19 protein-coding genes are annotated in these 14,681 nt (G+C 60.0%); 4 read left to right on the top strand and 15 right to left on the bottom strand.

Annotation, left to right across the window (positions count from 1 at the left end; all coding sequences use genetic code 11):
* Positions 1-12: 12 nt before the first annotated feature.
* The 3 genes from KQ933_RS02655 to KQ933_RS33705 are packed head-to-tail and all read right to left on the bottom strand — an operon-like array spanning position 13 to position 1,747.
* On the bottom strand, positions 13-885 hold the full coding sequence (locus KQ933_RS02655; protein WP_216757261.1) for a metal ABC transporter permease: 873 nt from the start codon (positions 883-885) through the stop codon (positions 13-15).
* Positions 882-1,622, bottom strand: a complete 741-nt coding sequence (locus KQ933_RS02650) for a metal ABC transporter ATP-binding protein (protein ID WP_216757260.1) — start codon at positions 1,620-1,622, stop codon at positions 882-884. The genes KQ933_RS02655 and KQ933_RS02650 overlap by 4 nt, the downstream gene beginning before the upstream one ends.
* Entirely contained in the window at positions 1,619-1,747 is a 129-nt protein-coding gene (locus KQ933_RS33705; RefSeq protein WP_281411216.1) for a hypothetical protein, read from the bottom strand. The genes KQ933_RS02650 and KQ933_RS33705 overlap by 4 nt, the downstream gene beginning before the upstream one ends.
* Before the next feature lie 213 nt (positions 1,748-1,960).
* Between KQ933_RS33705 and KQ933_RS02645 the strand changes: the two genes are divergently transcribed.
* Positions 1,961-2,128, top strand: a complete 168-nt coding sequence (locus KQ933_RS02645; RefSeq protein WP_367882504.1) for a type II toxin-antitoxin system ParD family antitoxin — start codon at positions 1,961-1,963, stop codon at positions 2,126-2,128.
* A 319-nt stretch (positions 2,129-2,447) separates the two neighbouring features.
* On the opposite strand, the gene KQ933_RS02640 is transcribed toward KQ933_RS02645, so the two are convergent.
* Together KQ933_RS02640 and KQ933_RS02635 are read right to left on the bottom strand one after the other, a co-directional pair.
* Positions 2,448-2,933, bottom strand: coding sequence for a peroxiredoxin (locus KQ933_RS02640; RefSeq protein WP_216757259.1), 486 nt, complete (start codon positions 2,931-2,933; stop codon positions 2,448-2,450).
* Between the two features lie 69 nt (positions 2,934-3,002).
* Entirely contained in the window at positions 3,003-3,842 is an 840-nt protein-coding gene (locus KQ933_RS02635) for a protein-disulfide reductase DsbD domain-containing protein (RefSeq protein ID WP_216757258.1), read from the bottom strand.
* Between the two features lie 142 nt (positions 3,843-3,984).
* Here KQ933_RS02635 and KQ933_RS02630 point away from each other — a divergent pair, with 142 nt between their 5' ends.
* Positions 3,985-4,590, top strand: coding sequence for a YqgE/AlgH family protein (locus KQ933_RS02630; RefSeq protein ID WP_216757257.1), 606 nt, complete (start codon positions 3,985-3,987; stop codon positions 4,588-4,590).
* An 89-nt stretch (positions 4,591-4,679) separates the two neighbouring features.
* Positions 4,680-5,756, top strand: coding sequence for a putative zinc-binding metallopeptidase (locus KQ933_RS02625; RefSeq protein WP_216757256.1), 1,077 nt, complete (start codon positions 4,680-4,682; stop codon positions 5,754-5,756).
* Here the strand turns inward: KQ933_RS02625 and rnhA are convergent, their stop codons facing one another.
* From rnhA to KQ933_RS02600, 5 genes are all read right to left on the bottom strand, one after another.
* The gene (gene rnhA / locus KQ933_RS02620) at positions 5,757-6,209 is read right to left on the bottom strand and encodes a ribonuclease HI (RefSeq protein ID WP_037105623.1); all 453 of its coding nucleotides are present in this window, start codon (positions 6,207-6,209) and stop codon (positions 5,757-5,759) included. It abuts the gene before it with no gap.
* Positions 6,206-7,171 carry a homoserine kinase gene (locus KQ933_RS02615; protein ID WP_216757255.1) on the bottom strand — a complete coding sequence of 322 codons (966 nt, stop codon included), beginning with the start codon at positions 7,169-7,171 and terminating at the stop codon, positions 6,206-6,208. The genes rnhA and KQ933_RS02615 overlap by 4 nt, the downstream gene beginning before the upstream one ends.
* Before the next feature lie 63 nt (positions 7,172-7,234).
* The gene (ispH, locus tag KQ933_RS02610; protein ID WP_216757254.1) at positions 7,235-8,239 is read right to left on the bottom strand and encodes a 4-hydroxy-3-methylbut-2-enyl diphosphate reductase; all 1,005 of its coding nucleotides are present in this window, start codon (positions 8,237-8,239) and stop codon (positions 7,235-7,237) included.
* 61 nt (positions 8,240-8,300) lie between these two features.
* Positions 8,301-9,050, bottom strand: a complete 750-nt coding sequence (locus tag KQ933_RS02605; protein WP_216757253.1) for an SURF1 family protein — start codon at positions 9,048-9,050, stop codon at positions 8,301-8,303.
* Positions 9,043-9,423 (bottom strand): DUF983 domain-containing protein, encoded by a 381-nt coding sequence (locus KQ933_RS02600; protein ID WP_216757252.1) that lies wholly within the window; start codon positions 9,421-9,423, stop codon positions 9,043-9,045. The genes KQ933_RS02605 and KQ933_RS02600 overlap by 8 nt, the downstream gene beginning before the upstream one ends.
* 126 nt (positions 9,424-9,549) lie before the next feature.
* Here KQ933_RS02600 and KQ933_RS02595 point away from each other — a divergent pair, with 126 nt between their 5' ends.
* Entirely contained in the window at positions 9,550-10,191 is a 642-nt protein-coding gene (locus KQ933_RS02595) for a chloramphenicol phosphotransferase CPT family protein (protein WP_216757251.1), read from the top strand.
* Positions 10,192-10,268: 77 nt separating this feature from the next.
* Here KQ933_RS02595 and KQ933_RS02590 read toward each other — a convergent pair whose 3' ends face one another.
* The 5 genes from KQ933_RS02590 to ctaD all read right to left on the bottom strand — a co-directional run bounded on the left by KQ933_RS02590 (position 10,269) and on the right by ctaD (position 14,678).
* On the bottom strand, positions 10,269-11,147 hold the full coding sequence (locus KQ933_RS02590; protein WP_183735532.1) for a cytochrome c oxidase subunit 3: 879 nt from the start codon (positions 11,145-11,147) through the stop codon (positions 10,269-10,271).
* 57 nt (positions 11,148-11,204) lie between these two features.
* Positions 11,205-11,810, bottom strand: a complete 606-nt coding sequence (locus tag KQ933_RS02585) for a cytochrome c oxidase assembly protein (protein WP_216757250.1) — start codon at positions 11,808-11,810, stop codon at positions 11,205-11,207.
* 4 nt (positions 11,811-11,814) lie between these two features.
* The gene (locus KQ933_RS02580) at positions 11,815-11,952 is read right to left on the bottom strand and encodes a hypothetical protein (RefSeq protein WP_183735530.1); all 138 of its coding nucleotides are present in this window, start codon (positions 11,950-11,952) and stop codon (positions 11,815-11,817) included.
* Positions 11,952-12,908, bottom strand: a complete 957-nt coding sequence (locus tag KQ933_RS02575) for a heme o synthase (protein WP_216757249.1) — start codon at positions 12,906-12,908, stop codon at positions 11,952-11,954. The genes KQ933_RS02580 and KQ933_RS02575 overlap by 1 nt, the downstream gene beginning before the upstream one ends.
* A 66-nt stretch (positions 12,909-12,974) precedes the next feature.
* The gene (gene ctaD, locus KQ933_RS02570; RefSeq protein ID WP_216757248.1) at positions 12,975-14,678 is read right to left on the bottom strand and encodes a cytochrome c oxidase subunit I; all 1,704 of its coding nucleotides are present in this window, start codon (positions 14,676-14,678) and stop codon (positions 12,975-12,977) included.
* Positions 14,679-14,681: the final 3 nt, after the last annotated feature.

Here is a 14,681-nt window from a genome sequence, read left to right as displayed (position 1 = left end):
TGTCTCCTGTAATCAGCCCTTCAGATGCGGGCGGGGGAATAAGCGCCGGGCAAGGCCCGACGGGGCGCAGAAAATGGAGAGGCCGTAGAGCAGAGCCGCGGTCATGATGATCGTCGGGCCGGAGGCAAGCTCAAGGTGATAGGAGGCGATGAGGCCGAGATAGCCGGAAGCCGCGGCACTTGCCGCCGCAATGATCATCATGGCGGACAAGCTGCGCGACCAGAGTTGGGCGATCGCAGCCGGCAGCATCATCAGGCCGACGGCCATCAGCGTGCCGAGCGCCTGGAAGCTCGCAACGAGGTTCAGCACGACCAACAGCAGGAAGAGGAAATGATAGACCGGTCCGCGCCCGCCGACGGCGCGCAGGAAGCCGGGATCGAAACATTCCGCGACCAGCGGCCGATAGATGACCGCGAGCGCCAATAGTGTGACCGACATGATGGCGCCGATCTGCGTCAGCGCCGGCGCGTCGATCGCGAGGATGGTGCCAAAAAGCACATGCAGCAGATCGATGTTGGAGCCACGCAAGGAGACTATGAGAACGCCCAAGGCCAGCGATACGAGATAGAAGCTCGCAAAGCTCGCATCCTCCTGCAGCGCGGTCATGCGGCTGACGACACCTGATAGCAGCGCGACGGAAAGACCAGCGACAAGTCCGCCGATGCCCATGGCCGTCAGCGACAGCGAGCCGGCGACGAGGTAACCGACCGCGGCACCGGGCAGCACGGCATGGCTCATGGCGTCTCCCATGAGGCTCATGCGGCGAATCATCAGGAAAACACCGATGGGGCCGGAACCAAGCCCCAGGCACAGGCAGGCGACGAGCGCACGGCGCATGAAGCCATAATCGGCAAAGGGTGCGAAGAAGATATCGTAGGCCGTCATGCCGCCGGCTCGCAGGCTTCGGCATCCTCATCCCAACGTTCGGCCATGGCGCGGGCCTGCAGAAGATTGGCAGACGACATGACCTCCTGCGTCGGCCCCCAGCCGACCAGCCGGCGGGCAAGCAGCAAGGTCTGCGGGAAATACGCCCTCACCTGTTCGAAATCATGGAGCACGGCAATCACCGTCCGCCCGTCGCCATGCCAGCAGACGACAATGTCGAGCAGATCCCTGGTCGTGCGGGCATCGATGGCGGTGAAAGGTTCGTCAAGCAGGATGATGCGCGCATCCTGCAGCAGCAGGCGGGCGAAGAGCACACGCTGGAACTGGCCGGCCGAAAGCGAGCCGATATGGCGCTTTTCGAACCTCTCGAGACCGACGGTGGCAAGCGCGGCGCGGGCACGCGCAGTGTCCTGCTTTGCGATGCGGCCAAAGGCACCGGCCGAGCGCCAGCTTCCGAGCAGCACCGTATCCAGCACCGAGATCGGAAAGCGCCTGTTGATGTCAGCCGCCTGTGGCAGATAGCCGAAATCCGTGCGCTGGAGACGATGCTCCACCCGCCCCTCTGCAGGACGCAATTCCCCCATGATCGCCTTGAGCAGCGTTGATTTTCCGGCGCCATTCGGCCCGGCGATTGCCGTCAGGCTGCCGGGCTGAAACGTGCCGGAGAGATGATGGAGTGCAGGATGACGATCATAGGAGACCGTCAGGTTGTCGAGGCGGATGATCGCAGCGCTCATGGCAGCAGGATCGCCCAATGGATCGCCAGCCAGAGAAGCGCGACGATGGCGCCCGCACCACTCAGGCGCAGAAACGCCGACTGCCCAAGGAGACTAATGGCAAAATGTGCGGATATGGGCGGCATTCTCAATTCCTTTACGTAATAACATTACAGTTATGTTATAACAATTGCGGCGAGAATGAGGCGGAATGCACTCTTGGCGCAATGCTATCTAATGCGCATATTTTGTTATCGAGATTGGACGGAGACGATTGCTATGAACGTGTCCATTGGTGAACGCTGGGAAAAATTCGTTGAACAAGCCGTCAAAGACGGACGCTTGGCTCTGCGAGCGAAGTGTTGCGCGAAGGCTTGCGGCTGGTAGAGGAGCGGGAAGCGAAGCTTGCTAGGCTTCGCGAAACGCTGGAAGCCTCGATTGCTCGTGGCGGCAATGTTAGCAACGATGAACTTCGAGCGGCGATCGAAACGAGAGTGGCTGAACTAAAGGCGAAGAGAGCTAAATAGTGCCTCGATTACGCTATCTGACAGACGCCCAACGCGACATCCTCTATATTCTGGATTACATTGAGCAGCAAAGCGGAAGTACCGAACTTGCGGAGAGTTTCGTCTCCAAGCTCCGTAAAAGATGTCGTGACCCGAATTGCGTCCGGAAATGCGAAGCGTGGCATACCGGACATACGTTATCTTCTTTCAATACAGAAACGATGCACTTGAGATCGTGAATATTCTGGAAGGCCATCGCGATCTTGATGCGCATTTCAACGTCGAGCATTGAAAAGGCGCCCGAGGGCGCCTTTGACATTCGCAATGATACGTTTCCAGCTCAGAGCTGCTCAAGCATCGCCGCAGCACCGGAAACCGTTGCCTGGCCGGGCGTTTCTTCGACGTTGAGCGACTTCACGACACCGTCTTCGACCAGCATGGAATAGCGCTTGGAGCGCACGCCCAGGCCACCCGCCGAGAGATCGGCATCGAGACCGACTGCCTTGGTGAAGCCGGCATCCCAGTCGGCGAGGAAGTGGATCTTGCCGAGGCCGCCCGAAGACTGTGCCCAGGCGCCCATGACATGCCAATCGTTGACGGCAAGAACGGCGATATCGTCGACGCCCTTGGCGAGAATGGCATCGCGGTTTTCAAGATAGCCCGGCAGGTGGTTCAGCGAACAGGTGGGCGTGAAGGCGCCGGGCACGGCAAAGAGCACGACGCGCTTGCCGCCGAAGAGTTGCTCGGTGGTGGTTTCGACCGGGCCGTCGGCAGTCTTTTCCTTGAAGGTGGCGGCAGGAAGCTTGCCGCCGATCGCGATGGTCATGGATTTTCTCCTCGATACTGGCTGGTCGCGGCATGGCCGCAGGGGATCGAGAGGGACTATAAGATGCGGTCAATCAAAGGCAAGCGTGGTTTCCATGGCGCGGGCGCCGTCAACGATGAGCACTCCCCACTGCTTGCCCTTGATATCGTAATTTTTCGGCAGCTTTCCGATGGCGATATCGGCGGAATAGGCCTTGCCGCTGCGCCCCACGTTTATCTGCTTGGTGAAGGCATAGCCGCTGGGGCCGGTAACGATGATTTCGGGCGATCCATTCCCCGCTTCCGGCAGAGTAACTTTCAGCGAGAGTTGCTTCAGGTCGGATGACATCGCGTATGCCACAACCTCGAAATCGGCGGACGGCGCTTCGGGAAGGCGGGCAGCAGCATTCCGAAGGATCATTTCCTCCTGCGGCCGCGACTGAGCGACAGCGCCGATTTTCAGCGAAAACTGCGCCTGAAAAGGAATGCATATATCCTTGCAGATGCCGATGAAAGCGGTGGCGTCTATTGCGACCGGCCCCGCCTTCGAAGCCGTCAGCGATAATGGCAGTGTCACCGGAGCCCCATAGCCGATATCCTCGACCTTGCCACTGGAGATATGTTTCGGAACGGGATAGGAAATGGCATCAAGCGTGACGCCGCTTTGCGGTGCGATGGTGATCTGCGGCGGGATCCCGCTGTTGCCTGGCTCACGCCAATAGGTGATCCAGCCAGGCTTCGGTTCGATCTGCAGGCCTGCCCTTATATGGCCGGCAGCATCAGGCGGCAGTGCCACGAGACGCATGCGGCCACCCTCGTTCTGCACCCAGTCGCTCATTTCCGCATGCGCCGGACGCAACAATCCGGCCATGGACGCAGCCGAAATGACTGCAATTAACAGGGCGTGCGCGCGCAATGAAATAACTCTCATGGAACAAGGGTTTACCGAAATTTGCCAATTGCTGCCAGAAGTCCCGCCCATATAAATCTTCATTTTCAGTTGATTGATTTGTGACATTGGCCCATGTTTCTCTTGTCGGAGCCTTTTGTGCGGTCTGGCGGCAGGAGGAACCATGTCCCTAGCAACGTTGAAGAACAGACGGGAACGCGGATTTTTCGACGGTCAGTTCCTGATCGCCATGCCCGGCATGGAAGATCGCAACTTTGCGCGCACGGTGATCTACATCTGCGCGCACTCGGACGCAGGGGCCATGGGCTTCGTCATCAATCGCCCGCAGAGCCTCACCTTCACCGATGTCCTGCTGCATCTCGATATGATAAAGCAGGAAGATTCCATCGTACTGCCGAAGGATGCACGGGAATTTCCGATCCAGACGGGCGGTCCGGTCGAGAGCGGCCGCGGTTTCGTGTTGCATTCCGACGATTATGTCAGCGACTCCTCCATCCCCGTCAGCGACGATATCTGCCTGACGGCGACGCTCGATATCGTGCGCGCCATCTCCAAGGGCGGCGGCCCCAAGCGGGCGACCATGCTGCTCGGTTACTCCTCCTGGGGCGCGGGCCAGCTTGAAAACGAGGTGGCAGCCAATGGCTGGCTCAATTGCGCGGCCAATGAAGAGCTGATCTTCGATCGCTGCCTCGATGACAAGTATGAGCGGGCGCTTGCCAGTATGGGTGTCACGCCGGCCATGCTTTCGGCGGAAGCCGGCCACGCCTGATTGCATCCTTCCGGAACGAAACTCGTTCATTAGCGTTTCCCGTCGGCAATGCCTGCGGTACCTATGCGGCGGGCATTTAGGGGGCTGCCATGAGGTTGTTTGCCTGCGATAATTGCGATCAGGTCATCCATTTCGACAACAGGCAGTGCGTGCGCTGCAATCATCGCCTCGGCTTCTTTGCGGGCGATCTTTCCATGCATGCACTGGAATCGTTCGATGAGGCAAACTGGCAGCTCGTCTCCGATTCGAACCGGCTCGTGCGGTTCTGCGCCAATGCGGGTCTCGATATCTGCAACTGGCTGGTCGATGACAACAATGATTTCTGCATCGCCTGCCGGCATAACCGGCTGGTGCCGAACACCGATACGCCAGAAGGCATCGACCGCTGGCGGCGCATGAGCCAGGCACAGCGCCATCTCTTCTATTCGCTGTTGCGCTGGAATCTGCCGCATCCGGATCGGCAGGAAGACCCGCAAGGCGGCCTCGTCTTCGACTTCCTGGAAGACGCCGTCCAAAACGACGGCAATGTGGTCCCGGCCATGACAGGGCATGAAGAAGGGCTGATCGCCATCCGTGCGGCGGAGGCGGATGACGTGACCCGTGAGCAGGCGCGCACGGCGATGGACGAGCCCTATCGCACCCTGCTCGGCCATTTCCGTCATGAGACCGGACATTTCATCTGGAACAAGCTCGTGCGCGACCGCAATGGTTTCGACGAATTCCGCGCCGTCTTCGGCGACGAGCGGCACGACTATGGCGCGGCATTGCAGGACCACTATGCCAATGGGCCGGCTCCCGGTTGGCAGGAGAACTTCATCAGTGCCTATGCCTCCGTACATCCCTGGGAGGATTTTGCGGAATGCTTCGCGCATTACCTGCACATCGTCGATACGCTGGAGACCGCGCGCAGCTTCGGCATGGCGATCGATCCGCGCGGCCATGAAGAGATTGCGGCGGAGGTTGATTTCAGTCCCTATCGGGCACAGAGCGCCGAACAGCTCGTCAGCGCGTGGGTGCCGCTCAGCCTTGCGATCAATGCGATCCAGCGCAGCATGGGCCAGCCGGATTCCTATCCCTTCGTGCTGTCTTCGCCGGTCGTCACGAAGCTGGAATATCTGCACCGACTGATACAGAATGCAGCCAACGAGCAGCGACAGGCGGCTTGATCAGCCTGCCTTCTTGCTCTTCTTGAACGGCTCCATGCCCTTGCGGGCCAGTTCGTCGGCACGCTCGTTCTCCGGGTGACCGGCATGGCCCTTGACCCAATGGAGCGTCACTTTGTGCCTGTTGCGGGCCTCCTCCAGCGCCTGCCAGAGCTCGGCATTCTTCACCGGCTTATTGTCCGATGTCCTCCAGCCGTTCTTCTTCCAGCCGAATATCCATTTGGAAATGCCGTCTTTCACATAGGCGCTATCGGTGTAGAGATCGACCTCGCAGGGCTCTTTCAAGGCGCTGAGCGCGGAGATGGCAGCCAACAATTCCATTCGGTTGTTGGTCGTGTCCGCCTCGCCGCCGGAGAGCTCCCTCTCGACCTCGCCGTAGCGCAACACGGCGCCCCACCCGCCGGGGCCGGGATTGCCGGAGCACGCCCCATCCGTGAAGATATCGATGTGCTTCATAGGCTCAATCCGTATTCCGCCGGCGAGGAAATCTGGCGGTGGAAGCGCAGCTTGCGCAGATATTCGAGCGGGTCCTTCTTGGTGACCATCGCGCCTTCCGGCGTCGTGAGCCAGTCGTAGAGACGGGTCAGGAAGAAACGCAGGGCCGAACCGCGGGAGAGGACCGGCAGCGCCGCGATCTCCTGAGCACTCAACGGCCGCACGCTCTGGTAACCCTCGAGCATCTGCGTACCCTTGGTGATGTTGTAGGCACCATCCTTCTCGAAGCACCAGGCATTGAGGCAGATTGAGACGTCATAGGCGAGCAGATCGTTGCAGGCGAAATAGAAATCGATGAGGCCCGAGAGTTCGTCACCAAGGAAGAAGACGTTATCAGGGAAAAGATCGGCGTGGATGACGCCAGCGGGCAAATCCTTCGGCCAATAGGTCCGCAGGAAATCGAGATCGCTGCGGATTTCGTTCTGCAGGCCGAACTCCACCTCGTCGGCGCGTGCCTCCGACTTGTCCCAGAGCGTCTGCCAGCCTTCCAGCGACAACGCGTTCGGCCGCGTCAGCGCAAAACCTTCGGCAGCGACATGCATCTGCGCCAACGCCTTGCCGACTTCGCGGCAATGTTTCGGTTCGGGCTTTCTCAGCCACATGCCTTCGAGGAAGGAAATGAGCGCTGCGGGACGGCCTGACAGCGTGCCGAGCAGAGCACCGTCCTTGCGCGGCAGCGGCAGCGGGCAGGACAGGCCGCCGGCCGCCAGATGCTGCATCAGGCCGAGGAAGAACGGCAGATCGCTCTTTTCCACGCGCTTCTCATAAAGCGTCAGAATGAGCGGCGCCTTGGATGTGTGCAGCAGGAAGTTGGAATTCTCCACGCCTTCGGCGATGCCCTTGTAGGAAAGCAGCGTGCCGGCATCGTATTCGGTGAGAAACCATTTCAGATCGTCTTCGGCGATATCAGTATAAACTGCCAAGGTGGGTCTCTCACTGTAGAGGCGGTCTGATCAGATGGGGCAGGATGGAGGGATCTCCTCGCCTCACTCCCCGTTCACGAATGCCATGTCAGCCGTGGTCAGTTCAAGACTGCGCAGTTCGCGATTGACGAGGAAATGTTCGTTTTCCTGCACGGTTTCGGCAAGCTCGACACGGGCATCGAAGCGGGTGCGGAAGGCCTCGATGATCTCGTTGACGATCACTTCCGGGGCGGAAGCACCGGCGGACAGGCCGAGCGTACCAATCGGGCCAATCTCATCCCAGTCGAGTTCGGAAGCGCGCTGCACGAGGATCGACCTCTTCGCCCCGGCCCGGAGCGCCACTTCGACGAGCCGCTTGGAATTGGACGAATTCGGCGCGCCGACAATGATGAACAGATCGCAACCGGGGGCAGCATCCTTCACCACTTCCTGGCGATTGGTCGTGGCATAGCAGATGGAATCGGCAGCCGGCGCCTTCAGATTGGGGAAGCGCTCTTCCAGCCGCTTGATAACACCGGCAGTATCGTCGACCGAGAGCGTCGTCTGGGTGACATAGCCGAGATTATCGGGATCAGCAGGCTCATAGGCATCGACGTCCTCGACGGTCTCGACCAGAGAGACGGTACCTTCAGGAAGCTGGCCCATGGTGCCGATTACCTCGGGATGGCCGGCATGGCCGATCAGGACGACATGGCGGCCGAGGCGATTATGGCGCATCGCCTGCTTGTGGACCTTGGAGACCAGCGGACAGGTTGCGTCGAGATAGAAGAGGTTGCGGGCGTTCGCATCCTCGGGCACGGATTTCGGCACGCCATGGGCGGAAAAGACGACCGGCTGGGCGCGATGTTCCGCCGGGATCTCGTCAAGCTCCTCGACGAAGACCGCACCCTTGGCTTCCAGCCCTTCCACGACATAGCGGTTATGGACAATCTCGTGGCGGACATAGACGGGCGCGCCATAGGCCTTCAGCGCCAGCACGACGATCTGGATCGCCCGATCGACGCCAGCACAGAAGCCGCGCGGACCGCAGAGCCTGATCGTCAAAGGAGGTTTTGCCGCAATGTTCATGACATATCCAGGTTAAGCTTCAGGGACCTCTAACCCAATATGGGATGGAATTGAAGCGATACTATTGCGCGGCACCCTTGCGGCGGAACCAGGAGATAGCGACGACGACGGCCAGCACCACCGCCAGCCCGTACCAGGTAAAGGCATATTGCAGATGGTCGTTCGGCAGATCGACCTGTGTCACGCCACCGATCGGAAAACCCGCTGGATTGGGCGTGGAATCGGCATCGACGAAGAAGGGCACGACACTGGCCTTGTCGAGATCGACGCTCGATGCCATCACATCGAGATCCTTCCAGTAGAAGATGTTCTTCACCACGTCGTTGTCAGGCACCAGCCACGAAGGCTTGGCGGGAAGTTTTGCACGCGCGAGGCCGGTTACCGTCTGCTGGCCAGTCAACTGGCCCTGCATGCGCATTTCCGGCTCCTTGTTCTCATAGGGAACGAAGCCTCTGTTGACGAAGAGGTAGCGCCCGTCTTCAAGCTGCAGCGGCGTGTAGATGTAATAGCCGGTCTGGCCTCGCCAGGTGGCGAAGAAGTGGCGCTCCTTATTGTTGATGTAGCGGCCGGCGGCTGTAACTGTACGATATTCAATATCACCGCCCTGAGCCGCCATGGACTCGATATCCGCAAGCAGAACCGGGGCGGCTGCGCGACGCTCGGCGATATCGGCGAGCAGGCCTTCCTTCCAGTGAAGGCGCTCCACCTGCCAGGTGCCGAGCGAGATCAGGATGGCGAGCGCAATGAGGACCGCCATGCCGGTAAAGACCGGCAGCTTGCGGCGCGGGGCCGGACTTTCAATATCAATCACTCAAGCGACCCTCACGGGCATTGTGGCGATATTGCATGGCGATGAGGATACCCTTGCACCAACGCAGCGCCACCAGGGAAAGAATGACCGTCAGCGGACCGAAGAGCAGGATGTGGACCCAGATCGGCGGAGCGTAGTTGACCTGCAGCCAGAGCACCGAACCGATGATGATGAAGCCGACGATGAGGATGACGAAGACGGCGGGACCATCGCCTGCATCGGCGAAGGAATAGTCCAGGCCGCAGGCGGCGCAGCGCGGTTTCAAGCCAAGTACACCATCGAAGAGCTGACCATGACCGCAGCGTGGGCAGCATCCCTTGATACCGCTCTTGACCGGATCGACCGGCGGAAATTGTGCGTTGTCTTCACTCATGACCATCTCCCTGCCGACGCCTTTTCGTCGTCTGCCTTAACTCTCCCATAAAGTATTCGCATCCCGAATGGAAAGGCCTGCGCGTTTTCGCCTCAGTGATTCGCGCCAAACAGAAGAAGAAGACTGATGAGAGATGATAGCCATGCCGGACAGATCATAATCCTGAACGGCGCGCCGCGAAGCGGCAAATCCAGCATTGCGCGCGCGATCCAGGAAGAATTTGAGGGGCCGTGGATCAATCTCGGCGTCGATACCTATAATGCCATGACGCCGAAGCGCTACCTGCCCGGCATCGGGCTGAGGCCGGGCGGCGAACGACCGGACCTGGAGGAACTGGTACCGTTCCTCTACGCAGCGCTCTATGAATCGATCGCTATTCATGCCGGATTGGGCCTCAACGTCGTCGCAGATCTCGGCCATCATGACAGCTACTCCCAGCCGCTCGGCATCCTCGGCGACTGCGCCCGGCGGCTGGAGGGCTTTCCCGTGCTGTTCGTCGGCATACGTTGTCCGATCGAAACGATCATGCAGCGGCGCGAAATTGTCGAGGAAGGGCGCGAGACGCTTTATCTGCGCGCCACGGAGGACGCGTCCATTCCCGAACCGGTGCAGCGCTGGCAGGACGAGGTGCATCGTCCGGGTCTCTACGACATGGAGGTCGATACATCCGTGCTGACTGCGCTCGAATGCGCCGAGGCGATCCGCCATCAGCTGGATCTCGGTATTCCCGAGCCTTCGGCCTTCGAAAGGCTGGCCGGGCAACGGTAAGATATAGAATCAGCGTCGAGACAAAGAAAAAGGCGGGGCCAGTGGCACCCGCCTTTTTAATTTCCATCCTGACTGGATCAGCCTGCGGCGACCGGAGCACCCCAACCGCCCCAGACGTAGATGCAGAAGAACAGGAACAGCCAGACGACGTCGACGAAGTGCCAGTACCAGGCAGCCGCCTCGAAGCCGAAATGCTGCTTCGGCGTGAAGTCGCCGCGCAACGCACGCAGCAGGCAGACCAGCAGGAAAATGGTGCCGACCAGAACGTGGAAACCGTGGAAGCCCGTGGCCATGAAGAAGGTCGCGCCGTAGATCGAGTTGCGGAACTCGAACGGAGCATGCGCATATTCATAGGCCTGGACGCTGGAGAAGAGCACGCCGAGCAGAACCGTCAGCGTCAGGCCCTGGATAAGGCCCTTGCGGTCGTTGTGCAAGAGAGCGTGGTGAGCCCAAGTCACCGTCGTGCCCGAGAGCAGCAGAATGACGGTGTTGTAGATCGGCAGGTGCCAGGGATCGAGAACCTCGATACCCTTCGGCGGCCAGACACCGCCGGTATAGGCAAGGCGCGAAGCCTGGATGGCTTCGTGCGGAAAGAGGCTGGCGTCGAAATAGGCCCAGAACCAGGCGACGAAGAACATCACTTCCGAAGCGATGAACATGATCATGCCGTAGCGCAGGTGCAGAGACACGACGCGCGTATGGGCGCCCTCATGGGCCTCCTTCACGGTGTCCGACCACCAGCCATACATGACGTAGAAAACGACAGCGAGGCCGATGAAGAAGACCCACGGATGAGCCCACTCGATACCGAGAACATGCAGCGAGCCGCCGTTCAGGTAGCGCATATAGCCGACGCCGCCGAAGGCCATCAGGAATGCGCCGAGCGAGGCCAGTATCGGCCACGGGCTCGGAGCTATGATGTGATAGTCGTGATTCTTCTGATGAGCATCGGCCATGTCAGATCCCCGGTGTCTTCCTTCTCCGCTTCCGGCACCGCCGGAAACACTCCTCAATCAAAGTTTCTTTTCAGCCTGTCCCGTTCCACCCTCATTCGAAGCCACCGGCTTCGAACCCTCTTTGGGATAGAACGTGTAGGACAGCGTGACCGTGTGAATGCTCTTCGATTCAGCGGCCTTGGTAATATCCGGATCGATGTAGAACACGACCGGCATTTCAAGCTTTTCGCCCGGCTTCAGGTCCGTTTCATTAAAGCAGAAACATTGCACCTTATTGAAATAGACGCCCGCCTCGCCCGGCGTCACATTGAAGATCGCCTGGCCGCGCTGGGTTTCGTTGGAACGGTTTTCGGCGATGAAATTGACCTGGATGGTCTCGCCGATCTTCGGATTGACCTCGCGTTCGACCGGCTTGAATTCCCACTGCAGGCCGGGGGCGACGTTGGCGTCGAACGTGATGCGCATCGTGCGGTCGAGAATGACGCTCGAAACCTGATCGACACGCTGGGTCGTACCGTTATAGCCGGTCACCTGGCAGAAGAGGCGATAAAGCGGCACGGCTGCATAGCTTGCCGCGCCCATGCCGACGACGAAGCTCAGGCACATGAAGACGACGGCGGCATTGTTGCGCGGCCTCTTCGGTGCGTTGACGGCATCGCTCATCGTATCAGCCTCCATGTCCCAGGAATTTGATGATGGTGATGGCGTAGAAAAGAACCACCAGGCCGGCGAGCACGACACCAAGCGCGATGTTGCGATTACGGCGCGACTTGCGTTGCGCCTCGGTGAGCTTGACCAATTCCATCAGAACGAGCCTCCTGCATACGAGACCAGCATCGCAACCAGCCGGTCGAGCATCAGCGCGGAGAACACGGCAAAGAGATAGAAGATTGAGAAGCCGAACAACTTCTTCGCCGGGATCATCTTGAGATCGCCATCGGGCATACGCCAGACGGCGATGGAACAGTATATGAAGACCGCGCCAAGCGCTGCGGCCACCACACCATATCCGACGCTGGCAAAACCGAGGAAAGTCGGCAGCACGGCGCAGACTGCCGTCAGCACGGCATAGGCGACGATCTGGTGCTTGGTGGTGCGTTCACCTGCAACGTTCGGCAGCATCGGCACGCCGACAGCTTCGTAATCGCGCATCTTGAAGAGGGCGAGCGCCCAGAAATGCGCCGGCGTCCACAGGAAGATGATCAGGAAAAGAACAGTGCTTTCGATCGTGACCGAATTGGTCACGCAGGCCCAACCGATCATGGGCGGGAAAGCGCCGGCCGCGCCACCGATGACGATGTTCTGCGGCGTGGAGCGCTTCAGCCACATCGTGTAGATGACGGCATAAAAGAAGATGGTGAAGGCGAGGATGGAGGCCGACAGCCAGTTGACCGCCAGACCCAGGATCGTCACCGAGAAGCAGGAGAGAACGAGGCCGAAGGCCAGCGCTTCCTTGGGCATGATGCGGCCGGCCGGGATCGGGCGATTGGCAGTGCGGCTCATTACGGCGTCGATGTCGGCGTCATACCACATGTTCAGCGCACCCGACGCGCCTGCGCCGACGGCAATGCAGAGAATGGCGATCAGGCCGAGGACCGGATTGATGTGGCTTGGCGCCAGCACGAGGCCGGCAAAGGCCGTGAAGACCACGAGCGACATGACCCGCGGCTTCAGAAGCTCGAAATAATCGCGCGCACCGGCTTCCGACAGGCGAAAATCGCCTTCGTCCGCAAGAGCCTCGTGATTGTCGACAACCGTCATCATTCCGTCCTGATCTACTAATCGCAAGACGCCGCAGAGGCCTGCGGCGTCTGGAAGTCCGGCATCTTACTTGATGCGCGGAAGCTGTTCCCACTGGTGGTACGGCGGCGGCGAAGGCAGCTGCCATTCGAGGGTCGTTGCACCCTCACCCCACGGATTGTCACCGGCAACGCGCTTCTTGGCGAAGGCTTCCCAGACACCCACGAGGAAGATGATCACGCCGAAGAAGGAGATATACGAGCCGATCGACGAGACATAGTTCCAGCCGGCGAATGCATCCGGATAGTCGATGTAGCGGCGTGGCATGCCTGCGAGGCCGAGGAAATGCTGCGGGAAGAACACCAGGTTCACGCCGACGAACATGACCCAGAAGTGCAACTTGCCGAGGAACTCGTTGTACATGTAACCGGTCATCTTCGGGAACCAGTAGTACCAGGCAGCGAAGATGGCGAAGACGGCGCCGAGCGACAGAACGTAGTGGAAGTGAGCCACGACGTAATAGGTGTCATGCAGCGAGCGGTCGAGGCCAGCGTTTGCGAGCTGGACGCCCGTGACGCCACCAACGGTGAAGAGGAAGATGAAGCCGATCGCCCAGATCATCGGCGTACGGAAGGTGATAGAGCCACCCCACATCGTTGCGATCCAGGAGAAGATCTTCACACCCGTCGGAACGGCGATGACCATCGTCGCGAAGACGAAGTAGCGCTGCGCGTCGAGCGACAGGCCGACCGTGTACATGTGGTGAGCCCAGACGACGAAGCCGACGGCACCGATGGCGACCATGGCGTAGGCCATGCCGAGGTAACCGAAAACCGGCTTCTTCGAGAAGGTCGATACGATGTGGCTGACGATACCGAAGCCCGGCAGGATCAGGATGTAGACTTCCGGGTGACCGAAGAACCAAAACAGGTGCTGGTAGAGGATCGGGTCACCGCCGCCTTCCGGCGCGAAGAAGGCCGTGCCGAAGTTACGGTCGGTGAGCAGCATGGTTATGGCACCAGCCAGAACCGGCAGCGACAGCAGCAGCAGGAAGGCGGTGATCAGCACAGCCCAGGCAAAGAGCGGCATCTTGTGCAGCGTCATGCCCGGAGCGCGCATATTGAGGATCGTGGTGATGAAGTTGATCGCACCGAGGATCGACGAGGCGCCGGCGATGTGCAGCGCGAAGATCGCAAGGTCGACTGCCGGTCCCGGCTGACCGCCGACTGCGAGCGGCGGATACATGGTCCAGCCGCCGCCTGCGCCGTATGCGCCGGCCGGGCCTTCGACGAACATCGAGATGCACAGCAGCAGGAAGGCGGGAACGATCAGCCAGAAGGAGATGTTGTTCAAACGCGGGAAGGCCATATCCGGCGCGCCGATCATGATCGGCACCATCCAGTTGGCGAAGCCGCCGATCATCGCCGGCATGACCATGAAGAAGATCATGATCAGCGCGTGAGCGGTGGTGAAGACGTTGAACATGTGCTTGGCACCGTCGATGGCGGCATCGCCTTCGAAGCCGTAGACCATGGAGGCGAGGCCGTGGAAGATCTGGATGCCAGGCTCCTGCAGCTCCATGCGCATGGCGACGGAAAGCAGGCCGCCGATAATACCGGCGAAGATCGCGAAGATCAGGTAGAGCGTGCCGATATCCTTATGGTTCGTCGAGAAGAACCAGCGGTCGGCAAAGCTCGGCGCATGAGAGTGATCGTGGTGGTCGTCATGCGCATGAGCGTCATGAGCGTGGTGATCATGAGAATGATCGTCGTGAGCGGAAGGTCCAGCCATTGT

The sequence above is a fragment of the Rhizobium sp. WYJ-E13 genome (assembly GCF_018987265.1).
Classification (GTDB): Bacteria; Pseudomonadota; Alphaproteobacteria; order Rhizobiales; family Rhizobiaceae; genus Rhizobium.
The sequence above is the reverse complement of the archived record's forward strand: the minus strand, read 5'-3'. Positions and strand labels throughout refer to the sequence as shown.

Coding starts and splice junctions, on each gene's coding strand:
- KQ933_RS02580 (WP_183735530.1), bottom strand. CDS start 11,952: ATGGAATTGGTCAAGCTCACCGAGGCGCAACGCAAGTCGCGCCGTAAT.
- KQ933_RS02585 (WP_216757250.1), bottom strand. CDS start 11,810: ATGAGCGATGCCGTCAACGCACCGAAGAGGCCGCGCAACAATGCCGCC.
- KQ933_RS02625 (WP_216757256.1), top strand. CDS start 4,680: ATGAGGTTGTTTGCCTGCGATAATTGCGATCAGGTCATCCATTTCGAC.
- KQ933_RS02650 (WP_216757260.1), bottom strand. CDS start 1,622: ATGAGCGCTGCGATCATCCGCCTCGACAACCTGACGGTCTCCTATGAT.
- KQ933_RS02600 (WP_216757252.1), bottom strand. CDS start 9,423: ATGAGTGAAGACAACGCACAATTTCCGCCGGTCGATCCGGTCAAGAGC.
- KQ933_RS02590 (WP_183735532.1), bottom strand. CDS start 11,147: ATGGCCGATGCTCATCAGAAGAATCACGACTATCACATCATAGCTCCG.
- ispH (WP_216757254.1), bottom strand. CDS start 8,239: ATGAACATTGCGGCAAAACCTCCTTTGACGATCAGGCTCTGCGGTCCG.
- KQ933_RS02575 (WP_216757249.1), bottom strand. CDS start 12,908: ATGACGGTTGTCGACAATCACGAGGCTCTTGCGGACGAAGGCGATTTT.
- KQ933_RS02655 (WP_216757261.1), bottom strand. CDS start 885: ATGACGGCCTACGATATCTTCTTCGCACCCTTTGCCGATTATGGCTTC.
- KQ933_RS02595 (WP_216757251.1), top strand. CDS start 9,550: ATGAGAGATGATAGCCATGCCGGACAGATCATAATCCTGAACGGCGCG.
- KQ933_RS02635 (WP_216757258.1), bottom strand. CDS start 3,842: ATGAGAGTTATTTCATTGCGCGCGCACGCCCTGTTAATTGCAGTCATT.
- KQ933_RS33705 (WP_281411216.1), bottom strand. CDS start 1,747: ATGCCGCCCATATCCGCACATTTTGCCATTAGTCTCCTTGGGCAGTCG.
- KQ933_RS02630 (WP_216757257.1), top strand. CDS start 3,985: ATGTCCCTAGCAACGTTGAAGAACAGACGGGAACGCGGATTTTTCGAC.
- KQ933_RS02640 (WP_216757259.1), bottom strand. CDS start 2,933: ATGACCATCGCGATCGGCGGCAAGCTTCCTGCCGCCACCTTCAAGGAA.
- ctaD (WP_216757248.1), bottom strand. CDS start 14,678: ATGGCTGGACCTTCCGCTCACGACGATCATTCTCATGATCACCACGCT.
- rnhA (WP_037105623.1), bottom strand. CDS start 6,209: ATGAAGCACATCGATATCTTCACGGATGGGGCGTGCTCCGGCAATCCC.